Here is a 19,523-nt window from a genome sequence, read left to right on the forward strand (position 1 = left end):
CACTAATCTAAGTAAAAAGTTTTATACTTTCATATAGATGTTATATGCAATTTTATTAAAAATTTCCATCTTCTCACAGATTATCGAATCTGTTATCCGCTTGTAATCTATCTACTTAAACAACAGGAGTAGTGGCCATATTGATTTCCTTATCAAGCTCTGCTTCATATCTTTCTTTTTCAGCATCGGCCCAGTTAAATTGTTCGGCCATATAGCCGCTGACAGCTGCTCTCGTTTCATGTACGGAGGCAATATCAAACAGCAAGTCGCCAGTCCTCCTGAAATAGAAATCAACCGGCGTTGCAATGAGCTCGTGCTCGATGCCATAAGCCAACTTAGCAAAGGTGACTAACGGGATGCTGAATTTCTCAGCTGCTGCTTTTTTCTGGCTGACAAGGTCGAAGACGATAGCGGAATTGGAACCATAGAATGCAGCGATATGCTTCGCTTCCTCTTTGGAGAAACCGACTTTTATCCCCTGCTGTGAAGCTGCCTCGACAAACTGAGGGAATTTCTCTGATCCGCCAATGTCCCCGCCGGAAATCGGCAGATGCTTCGTTTGGCTAGGCTTAAGCTTGCGGCCTTCCTCTGCCTCAAACTTTCCGGCCACAAGGTCAACAATCGTTTCCGCCATCTTGCGGTAACCCGTCAATTTGCCACCGGCAATTGTAATTAAACCTGAATCAGATTCCCAGACTTCATCTTTACGGGAAATCTCGGAAGGTCCTTTGCCTTCTTCATGGATCAGCGGACGGATTCCCGCCCAGCTTGACTCGACATCTTCAGGCTTCGCTTTCACCTCTGGGAACATATAATTAATCGCATTGATCAAATAATGCATATCTGCCTGAGTCATTTTTGGGTCCGCTTTGTCTTCATCGTAAAACGTATCTGTCGTCCCTACATACGCCTTGCCGTTGCGGGGAATCGCGAACACCATTCTTTTATCTGGAGTATCGAAATAGACTGCCTGCTTGAGCGGGAATCGGGACTGGTCGATCACAACGTGGACGCCTTTTGACAAAATTAAGCTCTTGCCTTTTTTGGAGCCGTCTTTTTCACGAATGTTATCCACCCACGGACCAGTGGCGTTGATGATTTTCTTTGCATAGACTTCGTAATTTTCCCCTGATAGTTGATCATTGACTATCACGCCAACAATCCTGCCGTTTGCATATAGAAGGTCCTCGACTTTGGAATAATTCAGAGCTGTTGCGCCTTTTTCAACCGCGGCCTTCATGACCTCGATTGTCAGTCGCGCATCATCCGTGCGGTACTCCACGTAATATCCGCCACCCTTTAAACCTTCCTTCTTAATAAGCGGCTCTCTTCGTAATGTTTCATCCTTGGAAAACATCGTTCTCCGTTCGCTCTTTTTTACCCCTGCTAAAAAGTCATAGACTCGCAGGCCAATCGAAGTGGTAAAGCTGCCGAAGGTTCCGCCTTGTGAAACGGAAGCAGCATCCACTCAGGAGTCGTTACATGCGGACCGTTTTCATAAACGATTGCTCTTTCCTTGCCTACTTCAGCCACAACTTTGACATCAAGCTGCTTCAAATAACGCAAGCCTCCGTGGACGAGCTTGGTTGAACGGCTGGATGTCCCGGCCGCAAAATCCTTCATTTCAAGAACTGCAGTATTTAATCCTCTGGTCGAAGCGTCAAGAGCGATTCCCGCACCTGTAATGCCGCCGCCGATTACAAGTAAATCAAATTTATTGTTTTTTAAATTGGAGATAATATCATTGCGTTTAGTATTCGTAAACATGGTGTTTTCCTCCCTTAGAACAGGAAAAGAGACTGCGAAAAACATTACCTAATGGACGGTAATGTTTCGCGGTCTCTCCAGATCTCCTGCCGTTTTATTAACTTGTTATCATTGTATCAAATTCGAAGGTAAAGTGGAAATGTCTGAATTTTGAACTTTGATTTATTTAAAAGCCATTGCAGCCTTGACAGCTTTTTTCCAGCCGCCATACAGCTGGTCACGATTTTCATCGGACATCTTTGGTTCAAATGAACGGTCGATTGCCCACTGGGACGCGATTTCCTCCTGGCTTTCCCAGTAACCAACTGCAAGACCCGCAAGATAAGCTGCGCCCAAAGCAGTTGTTTCGTTAACAACCGGTCTTTCGACTGGAACATTCAAAACATCACTCTGGAAGTTCATCAGGAAGTTGTTCATGACTGCACCGCCGTCAACGCGGAGAGTCTTCAGCTCGATTCCTGAATCGGCTTCCATAGCTGACAGAACATCCTTCGTCTGGTAAGCAAGTGACTCAAGAGTTGCACGGACAAAATGCTCCTTGCTTGTTCCGCGTGTCAGACCGAAGACCGCACCTCGGACGTCGCTGTCCCAATAAGGAGTTCCCAGACCGACGAACGCTGGAACAACATAGACACCATCGGTAGATTCTACTTTTGTCGCATAATCTTCGCTGTCTTTAGCATTCTTGAGCATTCTCAAGCCGTCACGCAGCCATTGGATCGCAGACCCGGCAACGAAAATGCTTCCCTCAAGCGCATACTCGACCTTGCCATTCAGGCCCCAGGCAAGGGTGGTCAGTAGACCATGCTCTGATTTAACCGCTTTTTCACCGGTATTCATAAGCATGAAGCAGCCTGTTCCGTAAGTATTCTTCGCCATGCCTTTTTCAAAGCAAGCCTGGCCAAACAAAGCTGCCTGCTGGTCACCCGCCGCCCCGGCGATTGGAATCTCGTGGCCGAAGAAATGGTAGGCAACGGTATTGGCGTAAACCTCTGAAGAAGGCTTGACTTCCGGAAGCATCGAAGCCGGAACACCGAGAATCTCGAGTAGCTCTTCATCCCACTTCAGGTCATAGATATTGAACATAAGCGTTCGCGAAGCATTGCTATAGTCAGTAACATGGGCACGCCCGCCGGAAAGCTTCCAGATTAGCCATGTATCAATTGTACCGAACAACAACTTACCTTCGTCAGCTTTTCGTCTCGCGCCCTCTACATTTTCAAGGATCCATTTTACTTTCGTTCCTGAGAAATAAGCATCAATTAGCAATCCTGTTTTATCGCGAAATAAGTCATTGTAGCCTTTTTCCTTAAGCTCATCACAAATTCCGCTTGTCTGCCTTGATTGCCATACAATCGCGTTATAAATCGGAATTCCTGTTTCTTTATCCCACACCACTGTCGTTTCACGCTGGTTGGTAATTCCTATTCCCGCTATTTGCTCAGGTTTAACATTTGACTCGGACAAAACACCAGCGATGACTGCCAGCACGGATCCCCAGATTTCATTCGCATCGTGTTCTACCCAGCCTGGCTTCGGAAAATGCTGCGTGAATTCCTTTTGCGATACATGGACAACCTTTCCCGCTTTATCAAAGAGAATTGCCCTTGAACTTGTCGTTCCCTGGTCTAAAGATAGAATGTACTTTTCCATAAAATTATTCCTCCCTTTTGAACTTAATCGCTTTCAATATATCAAAATCTTACGCGCCTACTTTAGATGCATCCAATTGTCCTGCCTGTTTTTTGCCTACTGTATAAGCTAATGCAAGAATAACTGCTACTATACCAACTACCATCCAAAAAGTCCCTGTGACTGCTCCCGTGAACAGCGCTTTGTAAGCGACTGCTCCAAGTGAACCGCCTAATAATGGTCCAACAACCGGAATCCATGAATAGCTCCAGTTCGACCCGCCCTTGCCTGGAATCGGCAGCAGGAAGTGAGCAATACGCGGCCCAAGGTCACGTGCAGGATTAATCGCATATCCTGTTGTACCGCCTAGCGACATACCAATGACGACAATCAATAAGCCAACAGCTATAGGATTCAATCCCTCAGTAAATTTGTTTGCGCCAATGAATAGTAGTCCTAAAACAAGAATAAAAGTGCCGAAAAACTCACTGAATAAGTTTGAAAAAGTGTTCGGAATTGCAGGTGCGGTAGAGAAAACGCCCAATTTTGTGCCAGGATCATTCGTTTCCTTCCAGTGTGGCAGATAATGCAAGAATACTAGTGTCGCCCCAATCATCGCACCAATCATCTGTGCCAGCACATAACCCGGAACGTCTGCCCACGGAAATGACCCATCAATCGCAAGTGCCAGCGTTACTGCAGGATTTAAATGCGCCCCGCTTATTGAACCTACCGCAAATACCCCCATTGTAACCCCAAGTCCCCACGCAATTGTAATGACAATCCAGCCAGCGTCCTTCGCGTAAGAATTCTTCAGCGAAGAGCCAGCTCCAATCCCGGCACCGCAGACAATCAAAATCATCGTGCCAATTATTTCTCCCACAAATGCTGACATACACAATTCCCCTTTCTTGAATATCATAAAGATGTATAAACAACTAAGAAGGTGCAAAAAAGGGAGATCCACACAGCATACCTAAAAAAGCATAGGTATTCAGTGTGAATCTCCCAATCTCCGTCACATTCTTAACTTGTAATTAAAGTATACTTAGGATTGAAAACGCTGTCAACGGGTTTATTTTATTATTTTGATTTTTACTTTTTCAATAGTGAGTTTGTGAATCATTGAGCATAGCGTATAAAAGATCCTGAATCCTCTCTCCACACTGGTCTGCGAATTTTTTTTCAATTATGGAGAATCACATTCTACCAGAAACTTGATATCATCTAAAATGTCTTGCAAATGGTCCTCCATAAACTGCCTTATGGAATCCATTATTATTACGCTGCTTTCTTATATTTATTTGATAAAGGCTGCATAATATTAATGCAGCCCCAGAGAGTACTTTTACTATTATATCATTTTCATTATGAGTTATTGCCTGTCATGATAGCGATTCCAAACGAAAGAAGCAAAGGATACTTCCCAGGTACGTCCCCATGCTTCTTTTTAAGAAAAGCGCAAGCGCCTTGGTCAGCCCCGAAAAGCGTTGGAGGGCCTGACAGTGAAGTCGTTCTTTGACTTCCTTGGCAGGACCGAAACGTCTCGAGGGGCTAGGCGCTGGAGCTAGACACTAATCTAATTAAATTATAAAGCAAAAAGAAAAAGAAGGAGCACAAACTCATCACCCTGTTTGCGCTCCTTCCTTCTATATTGGGAGAGGACCGTTTACTTATCCGGCGTCACTTTCACAGCATTCTTTCTGCTTCTTACCGTTGCCGCACAGTCGCTCATTCCCATTAAATATTCAATATCTCCCTGATATCTTTCTCTGTGATTTTTGCCAGGGCCTGGTCACCATGTTCGATAACGGTTTCGATCAGCTCGCGTTTGCTTTGCTGCAGTTCGTATATTTTTTCTTCGATTGTTCCCTGGGTGATTAACCGGATGACCTGGACGACGTTCTTTTGGCCCATCCGATGTGCCCGCCCTGCAGCTTGTTCTTCTACGGCCGGGTTCCACCAGAGGTCATAGAGAATGACCGTGTCAGCCCCAGTTAAATTCAATCCTGTGTTCCCCGCTTTCAAGGAAATCAGGAATATATCCGCCTCTCCCTGATTGAATCGCTCCACCATGCGGACCCGTTCTTTCGACGCTGTCCTGCCATCCAGGTAGAAAAAGTTCAACTCTTCCTTGTTCAAGTGGTCGCTTATAATGGAAAGCATGCTTGTGAACTGTGAGAAAATCAGCAAACGACGCCCATTCTCGACGGCATTGCAGACAATCTCCATCAGTTGCTGCAGCTTTCCTGATTCACCCTGATAATTCTCCAAAAATAAAGATGGATGGCAGCATAATTGCCGAAGCCTCGTCAAACCTGCGAGGATTTTGATGCGGCTTTTCTGGAATCCTTCTCCTTCAAGCGATTCTTTTGCTTCTGCTTGGATTCTGCCTAAATAAGCAAGGTATAGTTCTTTTTGCTGTTTCGTCAGCTCCGAATAGTTCACACTTTCAATCTTGTCAGGCAATTCCTTTAGGACATCCTTTTTGACCCTCCGCAGGATAAACGGACTCACCATTCTCGCTACCTTTTCAGGCGAAAGCTGACGGAACGCCTTCTGGTTCGGAAAGAAATCAGGCATGATTGTTTGGAAAATCGACCATAGCTCATCGATCGAATTCTCGATCGGCGTCCCGCTCAGCGCGAAACGGGTTCCAGACCGGACTTCCCTTACCGCCTTGGCTGCTTTCGTGGCATAATTCTTGATCATCTGTGCTTCATCCAAAATAAGCGTCCGGAACTCCTGCAGTGCATATTGTTCGATATCCTGCCTTAACGTCGGATAGGAGGTAATCCAAACATCCAGCGAAGCACCCTCCCGCATCATGCCAGCCCTTTCCTGCGGTGAACCAACCATCACCGCCACCTTCAATGAAGGAGCGAATTTATGGAATTCATTCTTCCAGTTATACACAAGTGAGGCAGGGGCAACAATCAGTACCGGCTTATGGTCCTGATTCCTTTCTTTTTCGGATAAAATAAAGCGATGCTCTGCAGCGTTTTCCCAAGCCCCATATCATCTGCCAGGATCCCGCCAAGCCGGTAATGATTCAGTGTGCTTAACCATTGGAATCCATAGTTTTGATAGTCCCTCAAAGTTGCCTGAAGCAAATTCGGTACATCGAATTCAAGTTGTTCCGGATTTTTCAGAGAATTCAAGAGCCGGCGGAACTGCCTGCCATATTTGGCATTGCTCCCTTTCTCCTTTTTCATCACCTCTTCAAGCTGCATACCCCTGTATAACGGCAGCTGCAGTGATTCATTTTTCAGTTGTGATGGTTTGATATGGAATTCCTGAAGCATATTCTGGATGCTCGCGTATTCCTCAGATGCGAGTGAAACAAAAGCACCATTTGGCAGCCGGTAGAATTTCTTCTTTTCAACAGCCGAAAGCAAAATGTTCTGCACATCATCCTGGGCAATTCCTTCGATGTTAAAGCTGATATCCAGCCAATTTCCAGAAGAATCCATATCAATGTTCGTCACAGGAACATGTCTGCTTGGCAAAATCAATGATTTAACAGCATTCGTCAGGAAGATGTCAGCCTGATCCTCTAGTTTAGGCAGCGTCTCGTATAGGAAATCGTATACATTTGCTTCGCCTTCCAAATACAAATAGTTCCCCAAAATTCTCAGGGGACAGCTTTCAAGGATAGCCATGATGGCCTCTTCTTTCTCTGCCTCTCTGATCAAAATCACTTGATCTTGCTCTGCTTTTGCGGCAGCAGGCTGGAATGGATTCAGCACTTTCTCACCATAATGATATTCCAATCGAACCTGCAGGACTTCATCGACAGAATCCACAAAAATCTTCGCCTGCAATGGAAATTTCGAAATACGGCTTGATACCTCATCGCAATTTTCAATTTGCCGATCCGGTTCATTTTGGGTACGACATGAGATAGGAACGGTTCAATTTGTTCCTCATCAATCATTAGTAATGGATTATGAGTTTTATTGACCAATTCCTTCACTTCTTTTATATACTGCTGCTGGTCAGGAGAAAGTTTATAGAAGTGATTCCTCTCAACCAGATAACCATAAAGGCCTAGGTACTCTCTCAAAAGAAGGTCCGATAAATCCAGTTTGAATGAATCCTGTTTCGATCCCTTATCCAGCTGTAAGGTAAGCGGCAATTCATCATGGTGGACTGCCACCCCTTCATAAACACTGCCTCCATATTCTAGCCGAACGGGCCCTTCAGCCATCTTCGCCAAAAATGCATCTGCCAGCAGCGGAGATATCGTAATGCTTCGCTCATCAGAAATAGAATTATTCCGGAAGTGATGTGCTTGCATTTGCTGGTAGACCCTCTCATATTCCACCGATTTCAGCAGCATCTCAATGACTTCTTTATCACTTGCTGAAAAATCATGCTGTAGGGGATCATAGGAAAAAAGGCTTGTGAATCCATAGCTGCGCTGGGCTTGGACCGCATTTAGAAACTCCAGGATTTTTCGGACCACATACGTCTTTTTCGGCCCAACTTTCATCTCTAACAATAAAACCTGATTTCCTGAATATGGTTTATAAATTTTACAAATCCATTCCACCACCAGCTGTTCTTTTCCTCCGCTTACTGGTTGAGCCAAAACAGGCTGAGGCTGATTCGCGAAGGCATCAATAAACTGGTCAGTGAGATATTTAGCATAAATTCGCTGCCTTTCCTCCGCTTGCCGTCTCTCTTCCTCCATCCTTCTCTTTTGTGAGTCCTGCAATATTCGTTCTCTCTCCTGAGCGGACAGCGGGCTTAATACATTCAATCTGGTATTCCCATTGTTCATAGATTCGCTTTCTTGAATCTTAAGCAAAACAGCCGCAACATGCTTGCAAGGGCTATAATACTGATCGAACGCAGGACAATCACATTCACATTCGATTCCTAGCTCATCAAGCTGAACGTTCACATGATAAATCGTTGACCCTCTAACTTTCGCATCCCAGGATTCCATCACAGGATTAAACACCAAGTCCCTCACATAACCGTTTCTATAATAAGAAACCCCCCGACGATAAACCGCCTCAGTGAATAATTTCCTTATTTTACTCTCCGTTAGTACACTAGACATCGATTTCCCCCATTTAATGATCCTGTTTCATTTTTACCAACTGTATTGTGATGGACTATCCCCTTTTCGTTCCACTATGGCAGCAGGAGCATTTTCTTCATCGGTGACTTTCAATAAGGTTACAGTGAACTTCCATTCTGCACCGAAGTCAAACAAATACAGGAATTTCTGTTTCTCATATAATCCAAGTTTGCTAATGGCTGCTTCTGTAACGAATGGCCCGACATCATCCATCGGCGAGTTATAGCAATTCCTGCTGAATCGTTTTCCATCCATGTAAAAGGCATATAAGTGATCATCATCGAACTCAAAAGCATCCTGGATTAATTTGTGAAGGTCCAGAAGGGTATGATTTCCAGATACTGCACTTTTCTGTAACAAGTTCGATTCCACAAAATCTTGAATAAGTATTTTCTGCGGTCCATCCCATCCTCAGCCCTTTCAAATTGATTGATTAATTCAGCATAAGAAAAGCGCAAGCACCTTGGTCAGCCCCGACAAGCGTTGGAGGGCCGACCGGTGAAGTCGCTCTTTGACTTCATCGGGCGGACCGAAATCGAAAAGTATAGCCGACTGCCAAGAAACGCAGAAACTGGAGACTCCGAAAAAAGAAGCGCTTTTTGCTTCTGACGGCGGAGTTGAAGTTTCTGCGTTTCTAGGAGGCGACACTAGACAAGCGACTCGAGGGGCTAGGCGCTGGAGCTAGACACTAATCTAAGTAAAAAGTTTTATACTTTCTTATAAGATTAGGAAAAAGCGCCTGCTTCATGCTGAATAAGGTTTGAGATTCCTCATCAGTGTCATTTTGAACATATTCTTCGTCATCCTCAATCAATTCCGGATAGAAACTATTTAAAAAAGACATTCCAGCCGCCACCCAATCATCCATAACTGGTTCCCAACAGTTTAATTTGGAGTTCTTGTTTCGTTTCAATGCAATATTCATTTCAGTGTTTTCATTTCAGTGTTTTCCAGTAAAGTTCAATTGTAAACTCAAAACGTTGAACTAATAAACTGTTTCATAAATCTTCCACAAGTGCTTCCTCGAGTCTTTCAACAGCTTGTTCTAAATTACTCACACTTTGCATCATTTTACGATTACTCACTTTACCGTCCCCACTAAGGCATTTCTATATTATCATTATACATCTGCCACAATTATGCAACAATGCTTTAACATTCTGGAAACTCAGCAACAACGATATTAACAGGCCTTTCTGTTAATACTTCAAATACTAACCATTAATTCAATCCCTATTTTTTAAAACTGGAGGTTAGGTCCCAATTCCTTCGAAACCATCAAACCTTAAGACCTTTAAGAAGGACACGCTAGGAAAGGTGACAGGCACCTTCCAGACGGAAGGAGCAAAAGGTACGTCCCCATGCTTCCACTGTGTTTCATTCTGTTTGTATGATAAAATACGATAACAAAAATATCTTTCGATCTTGAGGAGTACAGCAATGTATTTTAAAACCAATTTGGAACATATTGAAGACTATTTAAGTACAGGAAGCCTTGAAGATACACCCAAGTGGTTACAATTTTTAGCTGAATCTGAGAATTACTTGTTGAATTTGGAGTATTTCTATTCAGTTGATGACTGGGAGCCTAATGATTTAGTGTTGTATGTCCACAGGACTTTAAAAACACTTGACCAACTAAATCTAGAGGAAGAAATTGCACACTTAATTTCTACTACGCTTGTATATAGTGAGACTGCCAAAGGAGGGAGCTACACTCAACGTAAAGAGTGGTATAAAAAAGGTTATAATCTTAAGGTTCATAATGAAGGTTCGATGTCAATATTCGCAGAAAATTATGAAGGTAATAATAAACGATTGATATATGAATTAATTAGAGTACACGGGTTAATTGGGCAGTATCTCCGTGGTGAATCCATTTTAGATTCTCACTTAGAGTTAATCCTGATCTTAAAAGAAAAATACAGTATCGAAAAATCAAAAGAATTGATATTGTATTTGAATAAATGCGTCATTAGCGGTGTTTCTGATGAATTGTGGAGAAGGGTAGAGAAAGATGTAGAGAAAGTCGTTCACCAAATATTCGAAGGAGATTTAGTGGACTCTTTTGATCAAAGAGTCCATAAACTCACGGCCTCTTTGAAAGAAACGAAACAAGAAAAGAAAGAAATCATGATGGATCGTTATGATGAGTTAGAGACATTATTCTGGAACAAAGAATTCTGGTATGTTGAAGCAGCTATACATGACCTGAATTTTAAAGAAGTGTGGACAATCTTTAAATTGATTTACGAAAAAACGAAGCAATTTGATTATAAGCACCTGCAATTCGAAAAAATGATGAAACAACTGCATTATGAATATAAAGGTCAAACTAAGAGCAATATTTACAAAATCCGAATTGTAGAGAAGTATCTAAAGGAGATTGATCACTATGAGGATACAGGCTCTGCTCATTTGAAATTCGTTTGTAAATTGAATAAAAAAGCGAACATGGTTGAAGTTTTTTTTGAGTTTTCACCTGTTGGAGAAGCATTGATCAATTTTTGCGTTGAAGCTGAAAAAGTTGATATGATGCATAATCGTGCAATCCTGATGCTATTTGATTTATTTGGCCTAAGAAGAGACTCATATGACAGATTCAATAATGAAGAAACATACCTCAATGATATGAACAGTGCAGCTGAAGACAAAAGAATAATACTAGACTATATTAAAGGCCAACATATTCTGGATATAGGGCCAGGTGGCGGAATATTGATGGATATGATTGAAAATGAAATGCCATCCTTAAATATTACAGGAATTGACATATCAGAGAATGTGATTAATGAACTTAAAAAGAAGAAGAAAGATGAAAACAGGAATTGGAATGTAGTGAGTGGAAATGCATTGAATTTAACTGACAATTTCCCGAAATCGTCTTTTGATACCGTCATTTACTCATCGATTATTCATGAATTATTTTCTTACATTGAATTTCAAGGAAAAAAATTTAATGAACAAGTGGTCAGTGAAACTTTAAAAAGTGCTTATGAAGTTTTAAAGCCGGGAGGAAGAATCATAATTCGAGATGGTGTGAAGATGGAAAATTCAAAAATTAAGAGGATTATTCGCTTTAAAAATCCTAATGATATGATTTTTTTAGAGGAATTTATTAAATTGTTTCCAGGAAGAGACATCGAATGCGAAATTCTAAGTGACTCAGAAGCAAAATTACCTATTAACGACGCGATGGAGTTTTATATACATATACCTGGGGAGAAGAAAGCTTTTTACATGAAGCACAGGAACAATTCGGTATATTCAAGCCATCACAATATATCTCATTAATTAACGAGTTATTTGGAACCAATGTCAATATCATTCAAAAACTCAATTATTTACAGAGAGGTTATGTGATTTTCTTAAAAGATAAAATAGACTTTTTTGATGAAAATTATAAAGAAACCACATTACCTGATAGCACATTGTTCTTAGTAATTGAAAAGGTTCGTTGAAATAATTAAAAAAGCGGGACACTGGGACGTTCTCCTGTCCCAAAACATTAGAGATATCTTACAATTCATTCCAGTGAATCGAAATTTGCTGAAGGCCCCCTAAGCCCGGCACGATGAATCAGATTCTTTGAAACGCATAATATCCTTGCAGCCTGTCTAACGGTGATGCCATCAATCTCTTTGATTTTTATGAGATAGTGATCCTTCTGCCATCCGGGCAGGCTTTTCACCCGGGCAATGGCAATCTCGCCGAGCAGCTGTTTGATTTCTTGCCGTGCCTGTTCATCTGTCAATTTTCGTCTAGGATAGATATCTTCAAGGCATTCATCACGATTGGTTCGCTCATTGAATTTTTTGAAACCCTTTACTGCCGCTCCGCGCAGCATCACACGGTAAACACCGCTTGCACTTTTCCTTCTTGCTTCCCGAGGCATCCATGCCACCTCACTTTCCAATCCTGCGCAAGTTCAGTGCTTCTTCAATTGCAGCATCCGAAATAAATTGTTCTCCTCTCATGTCGGAAATCGTCCGCGCCAGGCGAATGAGTTTGATTTGGACCCTGTTGCTGAGACCATGCTTCATGGACAAGTCCTGCAATCGACTCTGCTGGGAATCTGTTAGCGGCCTGCTTCCAATCAGCTGCCCAAACGGGACGCTGCTATTGCAGATCTCCTTCCCATAACGGTCGTACTGTCTTTCCCTGGCGGCTATGACTCTTTTTCTGAGATCTTCGGAAGGCTCATTTTTGCTAAAATCGTGCCCCTTAAGATTGACCGGTTTTAAAGTAAGCAGGATGTCAATCCTGTCCAATACTGGACCTGACACTCTATTCTTATAAGCTTTTATCTGTTTTTCCGAACATGTGCAATAGTGGTTGTCGGATCCCAGATATCCACATGGACAAGGGTTCATCGCTGCAATGAAAATGAATTTAGCGGGATAAGTTACCGTGGAGTGAATGCGGCTGATGGTCACTTTCTCATTCTCCAAAGGCTGTCGGAGCATATCGAGTGTCTTTTTCGAGAACTCGCCCAATTCATCAAGGAAAAGGACGCCGCGGTGGGCCAGGGAAACTTCACCTGGTTTGGGATTGGTGCCGCCTCCAATAATCGAGACGGCCGATGCAGAATGATGAGGGTGTCGGTATGGAGGAAGAGTCAGTGAGGAGTAAGGAGCACCAGCAAGCTGATAGAGGCTGATTTTTTCAAGCTGTGACTCTTTTGAAAGCGAAGGCAGGATGGTCGGGAATGTCTCAGCCAAAAGGCTCTTTCCGCAGCCGGGCGGCCCATCCATGAGTACATAATGGCCCCCGCTCGCGGCAATCTCAAGGGCACGCTTGGCAAAATCGTGGCCAATGATCTGATTGAAATCCCTTGTGGTCACCATAGATTCCTCAATCATTTCCACTTCCGGCAGCAAGGGCAGCAACTGCTGTCCGGCTAAAAGATTCATCACGTCCAGCAACGTTTCAACATAAACAAGTTCCAAGCCATCAATTTCAATCCTGGGTATCGTAGGATCAAAAGGCAGGACCAGCCGCTTTAACCGCAGCTTCCTGGCAGCCAAAATAGCTGCAATCATCCCTTCAACAGGATGGACCGTCCCATCAAGAGATAAAGCACCGATAAAACCAGCATCCATTGGGATTGTATCCTGTATAAACCCACCACTCTTAAGAATACCAATCGCAATCGCAAGATCAAACAAAGGCCCATTCTTCTTCTGTTCCGCCGGTGACAGATTGATGATCACCTTCTTCTCCACAAGCGGAAATCCATGTGTGTGCAGCGCCGCCGTCACCCTCTCCTTCGATTCTTTCACCGAAGCATCAGGCAGCCCTACAATCACAATCGACTCGAATCCTTCCTTCACCTGCACCTCAACATCAACACGATAACCCTCAAGCCCTTTCAAACCAATGCTTGTCACTTTCACGGACAATATCTTCTCCTCCATATCATTTTATATTTTTCATAAATCAGAACAATATCTTTTTGGGAGTTTGATAAAATTAGAAGTTAATAGAATGAGGAAATAAACAGAAGTTATATTATACTAAGCTAAGTTTTAAATACCAGGCTTGGCGGGATTCCTAAAATCCTGGCAGCCTGGCGCTGGGTCAAACCATCAATGTCCTTGATTTCCCTCAGGATCATATCACGCTCAAATTTAGGGAGACTCTTCACCTGGGCGATTTCTCTCCTACCGAGGACTCTCTTGATTTCCAGCCTGGCCTCCTCATCGGGCAGCCTTCTGTGTTTGTACGGTCGTTCATCAAGACACTGATCCCAGTTTCTCCTCTCATTGAATTCCCTGAACCTCTCCCTCGCAATAGAAAAATCATCCGAAAACATTCTGAAAACCTTACTGCTCTCAAGTAACTCTCCCGGGAAACAGTATTTGCCATAATAAGCGGCACAACTGCTCCATTCCCATTCATCCACCTTTGCCACCATCCTGCTTTTACAGGGTTCTGATGAATGTATCTGACAACAGTAAGGAAGTATGCATCATTTTCGACAATTTCACTGTTGAACCTGTTCTGGAAAACATGGCCCGAGGTCCGATATTTCCAGTTATAATATACTGCATAGCTCACACCGACCCGCTTCATCGTAGCGCTAATGCTCTCCTCCCCCTCTTTTAAAAGAACATGGATATGGTTGGACATCAAACACCAGGCATACACCTGCAGCCCCATCTTTTTCTTATATTTCTTTAAAATCTCAAGGAACCTCCTGCGGTCGTCATCATCATGAAAAATATCCTGCCGGTTCACTCCCCGAAACATGACATGATAAATACCACTAGAACTTTTCACCCTAGCTTTACGAGCCATCAGATCACCCCACGATATGAATTTTTTTCAAACGTTATGAAATATAGTTAATCAGAGAGGTTAGTTACTAAGATAAGAGGATTTAGGAGCATCAACTGAGGATATACCTTCATCATATAACATTCAGAAAAATCTTTCATTACATATACTAAAGATTGAAAAGATTTCACTATCCTGACAAAATTTCCAGCAGCAAGGATCTTTCGTAATACAAAAGAAGCAAAAGGCACATCCCCTTGCTTCTAGAGCTGATACAACACAACATGGCACTGGTCTACTTCATCTTTAAGTTTTTTTGAAGCCGTTGACAGGTTTATGACATCTATTTTCAAGAGTGTTTCTAACTCTTCTTCTAGTGTATCTGTGAAAGTTAACCAATCCTGTGATGATATATCTGGTGCTATTATAGCTAAATCAATATCAGATCGCGGACTGTAGTCACCATAAGCTCTCGAGCCAAACAATACTATTTGTTTTATATCGGGGAATCTTGATGCTATGGAAGTGATTTGAGATGTAATGTTAGCTTCAAGCATATTAATTCCTTACTTTTTTTCGTAAAATCTTCAAAGTAGCCTTCATCTCCGGAAAATATTTTCTGATGTTCTGCACTATTCTAAGTGCAGCTTCTTCATCATATGTATGCGATGTTTCGTTTCGATCCTTTAGCATTTGAAGCCAAGCGGTTTAATCGTTAAGCCAGCCAATTTGATAGGCTTCTTTGAGCGTTTCTTTTGGGGTCCTTGTTTCAATTCCCTCTGAAACCAATATTCGTTTCAGTGTTTTCCAGTAGAGTTCAATTGTAGATTCAAAACGTTGAATTGTACCATCAACCAATAAACTGTTCGATAGATCTTCCGCAAGCGCTTCTTCAAGCCTTGCAATAGCTTGCTCTAAATTATTAACGCTTTGCAACAATCTACGATTACTCACTTCATCAACCCCTTTAACGCTTTTCTATCTAATCATTATACATCCCCCACAATTATGCAACAATGCTTTAACATCCGGAGCGACACCGGGACACCGTTACTGTGCCACACAGTCATCCACATAACCAATAACAAAAAACCATGCTAAAACCCATTCTGACCTGGTTCTTAGAAAATGCATTTGATAATACTAATGTGGTTACACAGTTCAGGACAAATAAAACCCTCAATACCCGGACAACCTGTCCGTCAGCAAACTATTTAGACTTCCAAAAAGACCCCAGAACTCCTCATCTTCTCGAAAATTTCGTAACACGAAATAAGTAAAGAACCCCCACGCTTCCTCGATGAGAAGCGTTACGATACACTACCTAAAATATATTCCATATATTTCTTAACAGAATATGGTATAATTGAATAAGATATTAGGTAAGGATGAAAATGATATGGTCATACAGATTCAGAACAAACAGGCTGTTGATTTTTGTTTTCGAGAAATGAATAGAGCCGATCTTGCTTATTACAATGTAAAAAAGGGTAATAAACTACATGATTGGGAATTTGAATGGCGGAGGCCTTATCAATAAAGTAAAAGTCTTCGGGCTTTTTGTATCTGATGACAACTCCTTGCAAGGCCTAGTTGCAATCAGAGAGAACTACGATGAAGACTTTCGTTATATGGAAATGGAAATTGTTGAATCTGCCCCACAAAATAAAAAGTTTAACAAAGGCCATATAAATCAAAATAGGCAATATAGTAATATTGGAAAAATATTAATTGCATTTGTCTGTTGGTACAGTTTAAAAGATCCAATTACAGAAGGGTTTGTAGAATTCACCTCTAAGACAAGCAAAATGCCTTTATATATTTCATTAGGAGCTAAAGAAAAAGGCTATCATGATATGGTCTTTTATCCCGAGGACTCTCTACGTGTAGTTGCAAACAATATTCCAGGAGGTGTAAAATGGTGTACAAACTAGAAGATATCATAACGCCTACCCATAAAGGTTTTAAAGTGAGAAAAGTGAGGGTTAAAGCTTTGAGTGATGAAAAAGAATTTTTTGATGATGCTTTTCCGAATGGGCTATTCATTGAACCTAGAGGTCCGCATCAACCAAGAACAAAACTCCGTCCCATGTTAAAATATTGCAAGGAACTTGGGAAAACACCATCGGAATTGACAGAAGAAGAAATCAAGAAATTTACAATTTACCCATAGTCCAAAGAATAAAGTTGATCATCTTTATTCTTTGGACTTTTTGTTTTCATCTATATAAGATGTTAATGACGTTCTCCAATGTCCAGAACTTGACGATATTAATTGTCCTAAAACTGACGGATTTACTGTCCAAAATGAAAGGGAGGCAGTTTTCTGTGACTGCTTCCCTAAGATTTTACAAGTCAACTTGGTACGTCTCGTTTTTCTTAAGATAGAACCTCACATCGTTACGACCAGTGAGAATATACCAATCCCTACCCAGTTCCAGCCGGCAGGAAAGAGTCTTCCCATTCCTAGATGTAGATCAAACCATTCACCACATCCCATCTTATCACCAGAATTGTCTCCCCAAAACACAACCCAACAATCCAACTCTTCATTGTAATTCTTTTCTTTCCAGCGACTTTTCATGAAAGCTCACCCTGGATGACTTGCTTGATCATATGGTCGTCAATAATTCTTCGGCCATTTTGTGAGCCATATAGTAGACTATGTGTGCAGAGTTTATTTATGAGCATTGCGGCACCACCAGAGAACCGATGGATTTCGTCGAGCGCTCCGTTAGAGAAAATTGGTTGATCACCGTTGTGGACATCCCCCCTACGTAAAGCGACCAAGTCCATCACTCACCCTCTTGTACGCATCGGGGGCTATTCAGGTGATTGCCTCGCAAAAAGCCAGGCCATATCAACAACACAAATCAAACATCTATCCATCTAAGCAAGAGAAATCAATGCCAGCCAACTCCGCTTAAACAAAACTATATTCGCCACTATAAACGAAAACAAAAGTTACAGCACAAAGAACATAGAACTTAGAACTCAGAACTTAGAATAGAATACCTTTCATTTACATTAAAAACCAGGTCAGGACCCTTCCCCACCTGGTTTTTGATTATGGATTTGGTTATACCCATGGTGTTCCAAAGAACTAGAGAAATAATAAACAATGAGCAAACTATCGGGCAGACACAGTAATCACCCATCTCCCCACAAACTTCGCAACACGAAAGGAGCAAAAGGTACGTCCCCATGCTTCTGCTTCTGCGAGAATTGGATAAACTCATATACTCCATTCAATATGTACAAAAAGGCTGGAAATCACGAAGACATGTTTACTATAATTTGGATACCGAGGATCATAATATTGAGATTATAGCCGATTGGATCCTGTTTGACCCAGAAGGGAATCCTCATCTCTGCATTATCGAAGAAGAAAATAAAAAAGAAGAATCTTCAATGATTAGTATAAATAATCAAATAACCAATATAGAAACCCTATATAAGGAGCTCGGCTACAACAAAACAGTTCATTTAAAAATCTTTAAAAATAATTAAATCAATATCTCTTAAAACCACAGGTTTCTAGTTAGAAAAGTATTTTTTGGACCTTTTAGTATCAATCAGCCTACTAATGCATAAACTTACTATTATCTATCTACAGGAGGTGTGCCCTTGATTATAATTAGTATACAACTAAACCTGGATATAAAAGTGACTGAATCATTAAATACGATATTGTTGCTTTTTGTCTTCATCGCAGCTCTATAGCGAATAATGGTCAGCAACGTAATCAAAGTTGCTGATCAAGGTTAAAGTTGATACTAAATAATCTAATATAGCACACTTTGACTGAGGTGACCTGCATTTGGTCACCTCTTTCTCTTTCAACTAAAAAGTTACAATTTCCATCCAACTCTCAACCTCTTCCATCCAACTTCGAATTCCAATACTTTATAAAAGATTCATAACCCCTGCCATCAGTAAAATAAGGCAAGATCTGCTCACCCTTCAAGCGGATTGCATCGATTTTTTCAACTCCATCACGAAAAGCTTTCTCCAACCGATGGTTTCCATCGATGACAGAATAAGTCCCTGGTTTAATCTCCACCATCACTATCGGTACACCGATCATAACATTTGGCATATGATCCTCATTCACTTTTCCTCGCCAATTTTCCTTGAACCAATGCACGACATCCATTTCCGTTCTTTCACCAATAAGCTCCCCGTTTGCTAGATCAGCTAAGATTTTTGTGATATTGAATTTGAAAATTCCGATTCGGAAGGTCTCATCCCCAATATACAAAGGAACAGGCTTGAAATTCTTATCAAGTACCAGCTTGCGATCCATACCATCCATCTATATTGTCACTCTCCACTCACTTGCTGGCAAAATACATGTTGCCCAGCTATTACCTACATTGTATCAAGTAATCACTCGTCCCAATAGCAATCGCAAAAACAGAAAAATACTGACGGTTTCTATCCCTTAAGAAATTTAGCTTCAACTTTAAATATCCTGAATACAGCATGATTCCCAAAATGGGGACGGTCTGCAGCTCGCTGTATGACCCTATCTCCCCTCCTTTTGCACTCCTAAAAATTTCACATTTTATGTGAAGTAAACTACGTTCTCATCGTCATCAAACAATTATGTAATGGGAGTAAAAGGGGAATTCTTCTTTGGATAAACACCAGCAAACCATTTTCATAGGAAAGACATTGCAAAGGCTGCGGAAAGAACAGAAAATGAACCAGGACGATTTTGCTCACCTCAGCGGTTTAACAAGGGAGTATA

At 41.8% G+C, this 19,523-nt stretch carries 16 protein-coding genes and 5 pseudogenes; 4 read left to right on the forward strand and 17 right to left on the reverse strand.

From position 1 onward, the window contains the following. Positions 1-115: 115 nt before the first annotated feature. The 8 genes and pseudogenes from JCM21738_RS26815 to JCM21738_RS16460 form a co-directional block, all read right to left on the reverse strand. A pseudogene (locus tag JCM21738_RS26815) lies at positions 116-1,767 on the reverse strand (glycerol-3-phosphate dehydrogenase/oxidase). 162 nt (positions 1,768-1,929) lie between these two features. Beyond that, a complete protein-coding gene (gene glpK, locus JCM21738_RS16440; protein WP_023613697.1) occupies positions 1,930-3,420 on the reverse strand; it encodes a glycerol kinase GlpK in 1,491 nt (496 codons plus the stop codon). A 49-nt stretch (positions 3,421-3,469) separates the two neighbouring features. Then, positions 3,470-4,294: an MIP/aquaporin family protein gene (locus tag JCM21738_RS16445; RefSeq protein ID WP_023613696.1), complete on the reverse strand. Its 825-nt coding sequence runs from the start codon at positions 4,292-4,294 to the stop codon at positions 3,470-3,472. Between the two features lie 845 nt (positions 4,295-5,139). Further along, complete coding sequence (locus JCM21738_RS27775) at positions 5,140-6,315, reverse strand: DEAD/DEAH box helicase (RefSeq protein ID WP_256360207.1); 1,176 nt, start codon at positions 6,313-6,315, stop codon at positions 5,140-5,142. Between the two features lie 20 nt (positions 6,316-6,335). Continuing rightward, positions 6,336-6,560 carry an SNF2-related protein gene (locus JCM21738_RS27780; protein WP_439646008.1) on the reverse strand — a complete coding sequence of 75 codons (225 nt, stop codon included), beginning with the start codon at positions 6,558-6,560 and terminating at the stop codon, positions 6,336-6,338. 15 nt (positions 6,561-6,575) lie between these two features. After that, positions 6,576-8,470, reverse strand: a pseudogene (locus JCM21738_RS27785) (SNF2 helicase associated domain-containing protein); the annotation flags it as partial. A gap of 33 nt (positions 8,471-8,503) precedes the next feature. Further along, entirely contained in the window at positions 8,504-8,851 is a 348-nt protein-coding gene (locus tag JCM21738_RS16455; RefSeq protein WP_159101434.1) for an IS1096 element passenger TnpR family protein, read from the reverse strand. Positions 8,852-9,179: 328 nt separating this feature from the next. Beyond that, positions 9,180-9,416, reverse strand: a complete 237-nt coding sequence (locus JCM21738_RS16460) for a hypothetical protein (RefSeq protein WP_156916342.1) — start codon at positions 9,414-9,416, stop codon at positions 9,180-9,182. Between the two features lie 515 nt (positions 9,417-9,931). Between JCM21738_RS16460 and JCM21738_RS16465 the strand changes: the two are divergent. After that, positions 9,932-11,952 (forward strand): annotated as a pseudogene (locus JCM21738_RS16465) (class I SAM-dependent methyltransferase). Positions 11,953-12,017: 65 nt separating this feature from the next. Here JCM21738_RS16465 and JCM21738_RS16470 read toward each other — a convergent pair. The 6 genes and pseudogenes from JCM21738_RS16470 to JCM21738_RS16490 all read right to left on the reverse strand — a co-directional run bounded on the left by JCM21738_RS16470 (position 12,018) and on the right by JCM21738_RS16490 (position 15,724). Continuing rightward, positions 12,018-12,386, reverse strand: a complete 369-nt coding sequence (locus JCM21738_RS16470; RefSeq protein ID WP_023613690.1) for a hypothetical protein — start codon at positions 12,384-12,386, stop codon at positions 12,018-12,020. Positions 12,387-12,396: 10 nt separating this feature from the next. Further along, complete coding sequence (locus JCM21738_RS16475) at positions 12,397-13,893, reverse strand: YifB family Mg chelatase-like AAA ATPase (RefSeq protein ID WP_023613689.1); 1,497 nt, start codon at positions 13,891-13,893, stop codon at positions 12,397-12,399. Between the two features lie 119 nt (positions 13,894-14,012). Continuing rightward, complete coding sequence (locus JCM21738_RS26830) at positions 14,013-14,138, reverse strand: sigma-70 RNA polymerase sigma factor region 4 domain-containing protein (RefSeq protein ID WP_256360209.1); 126 nt, start codon at positions 14,136-14,138, stop codon at positions 14,013-14,015. Further along, on the reverse strand, positions 14,135-14,791 hold the full coding sequence (locus JCM21738_RS16480; RefSeq protein ID WP_243463053.1) for a transposase: 657 nt from the start codon (positions 14,789-14,791) through the stop codon (positions 14,135-14,137). Before JCM21738_RS16480 ends, JCM21738_RS26830 begins: the two co-directional genes overlap by 4 nt. A gap of 242 nt (positions 14,792-15,033) precedes the next feature. Then, positions 15,034-15,327 (reverse strand): nucleotidyltransferase domain-containing protein, encoded by a 294-nt coding sequence (locus tag JCM21738_RS16485; RefSeq protein WP_023613687.1) that lies wholly within the window; start codon positions 15,325-15,327, stop codon positions 15,034-15,036. Between the two features lies 1 nt (position 15,328). Next, a pseudogene (locus tag JCM21738_RS16490) lies at positions 15,329-15,724 on the reverse strand (HI0074 family nucleotidyltransferase substrate-binding subunit). A 548-nt stretch (positions 15,725-16,272) separates the two neighbouring features. Here JCM21738_RS16490 and JCM21738_RS16495 point away from each other — a divergent pair. Further along, the gene (locus JCM21738_RS16495; RefSeq protein ID WP_035209688.1) at positions 16,273-16,704 is read left to right on the forward strand and encodes a hypothetical protein; all 432 of its coding nucleotides are present in this window, start codon (positions 16,273-16,275) and stop codon (positions 16,702-16,704) included. Next, complete coding sequence (locus JCM21738_RS16500) at positions 16,692-16,943, forward strand: hypothetical protein (RefSeq protein ID WP_148296136.1); 252 nt, start codon at positions 16,692-16,694, stop codon at positions 16,941-16,943. Before JCM21738_RS16495 ends, JCM21738_RS16500 begins: the two co-directional genes overlap by 13 nt. Positions 16,944-17,118: 175 nt before the next feature. On the opposite strand, the pseudogene JCM21738_RS16505 reads toward JCM21738_RS16500, so the two are convergent. Continuing rightward, positions 17,119-17,354: pseudogene (locus tag JCM21738_RS16505) on the reverse strand (DUF5348 domain-containing protein). After that, positions 17,351-17,566 (reverse strand): hypothetical protein, encoded by a 216-nt coding sequence (locus JCM21738_RS16510; RefSeq protein ID WP_243463054.1) that lies wholly within the window; start codon positions 17,564-17,566, stop codon positions 17,351-17,353. Before JCM21738_RS16510 ends, JCM21738_RS16505 begins: the two are co-directional and overlap by 4 nt. 408 nt (positions 17,567-17,974) lie before the next feature. On the opposite strand from JCM21738_RS16510, the gene JCM21738_RS16515 reads away from it, so the two are divergent. Next, positions 17,975-18,280 carry a hypothetical protein gene (locus JCM21738_RS16515; RefSeq protein ID WP_023613680.1) on the forward strand — a complete coding sequence of 102 codons (306 nt, stop codon included), beginning with the start codon at positions 17,975-17,977 and terminating at the stop codon, positions 18,278-18,280. A gap of 361 nt (positions 18,281-18,641) precedes the next feature. On the opposite strand, the gene JCM21738_RS16520 is transcribed toward JCM21738_RS16515, so the two are convergent. Then, positions 18,642-19,076 (reverse strand): hypothetical protein, encoded by a 435-nt coding sequence (locus JCM21738_RS16520; protein WP_031307670.1) that lies wholly within the window; start codon positions 19,074-19,076, stop codon positions 18,642-18,644. Between the last annotated feature and the right edge of the window lie 447 nt (positions 19,077-19,523).

The organism is Mesobacillus boroniphilus JCM 21738 (assembly GCF_000517385.1).
GTDB lineage: Bacteria > Bacillota > Bacilli > Bacillales > Cytobacillaceae > Mesobacillus > Mesobacillus boroniphilus.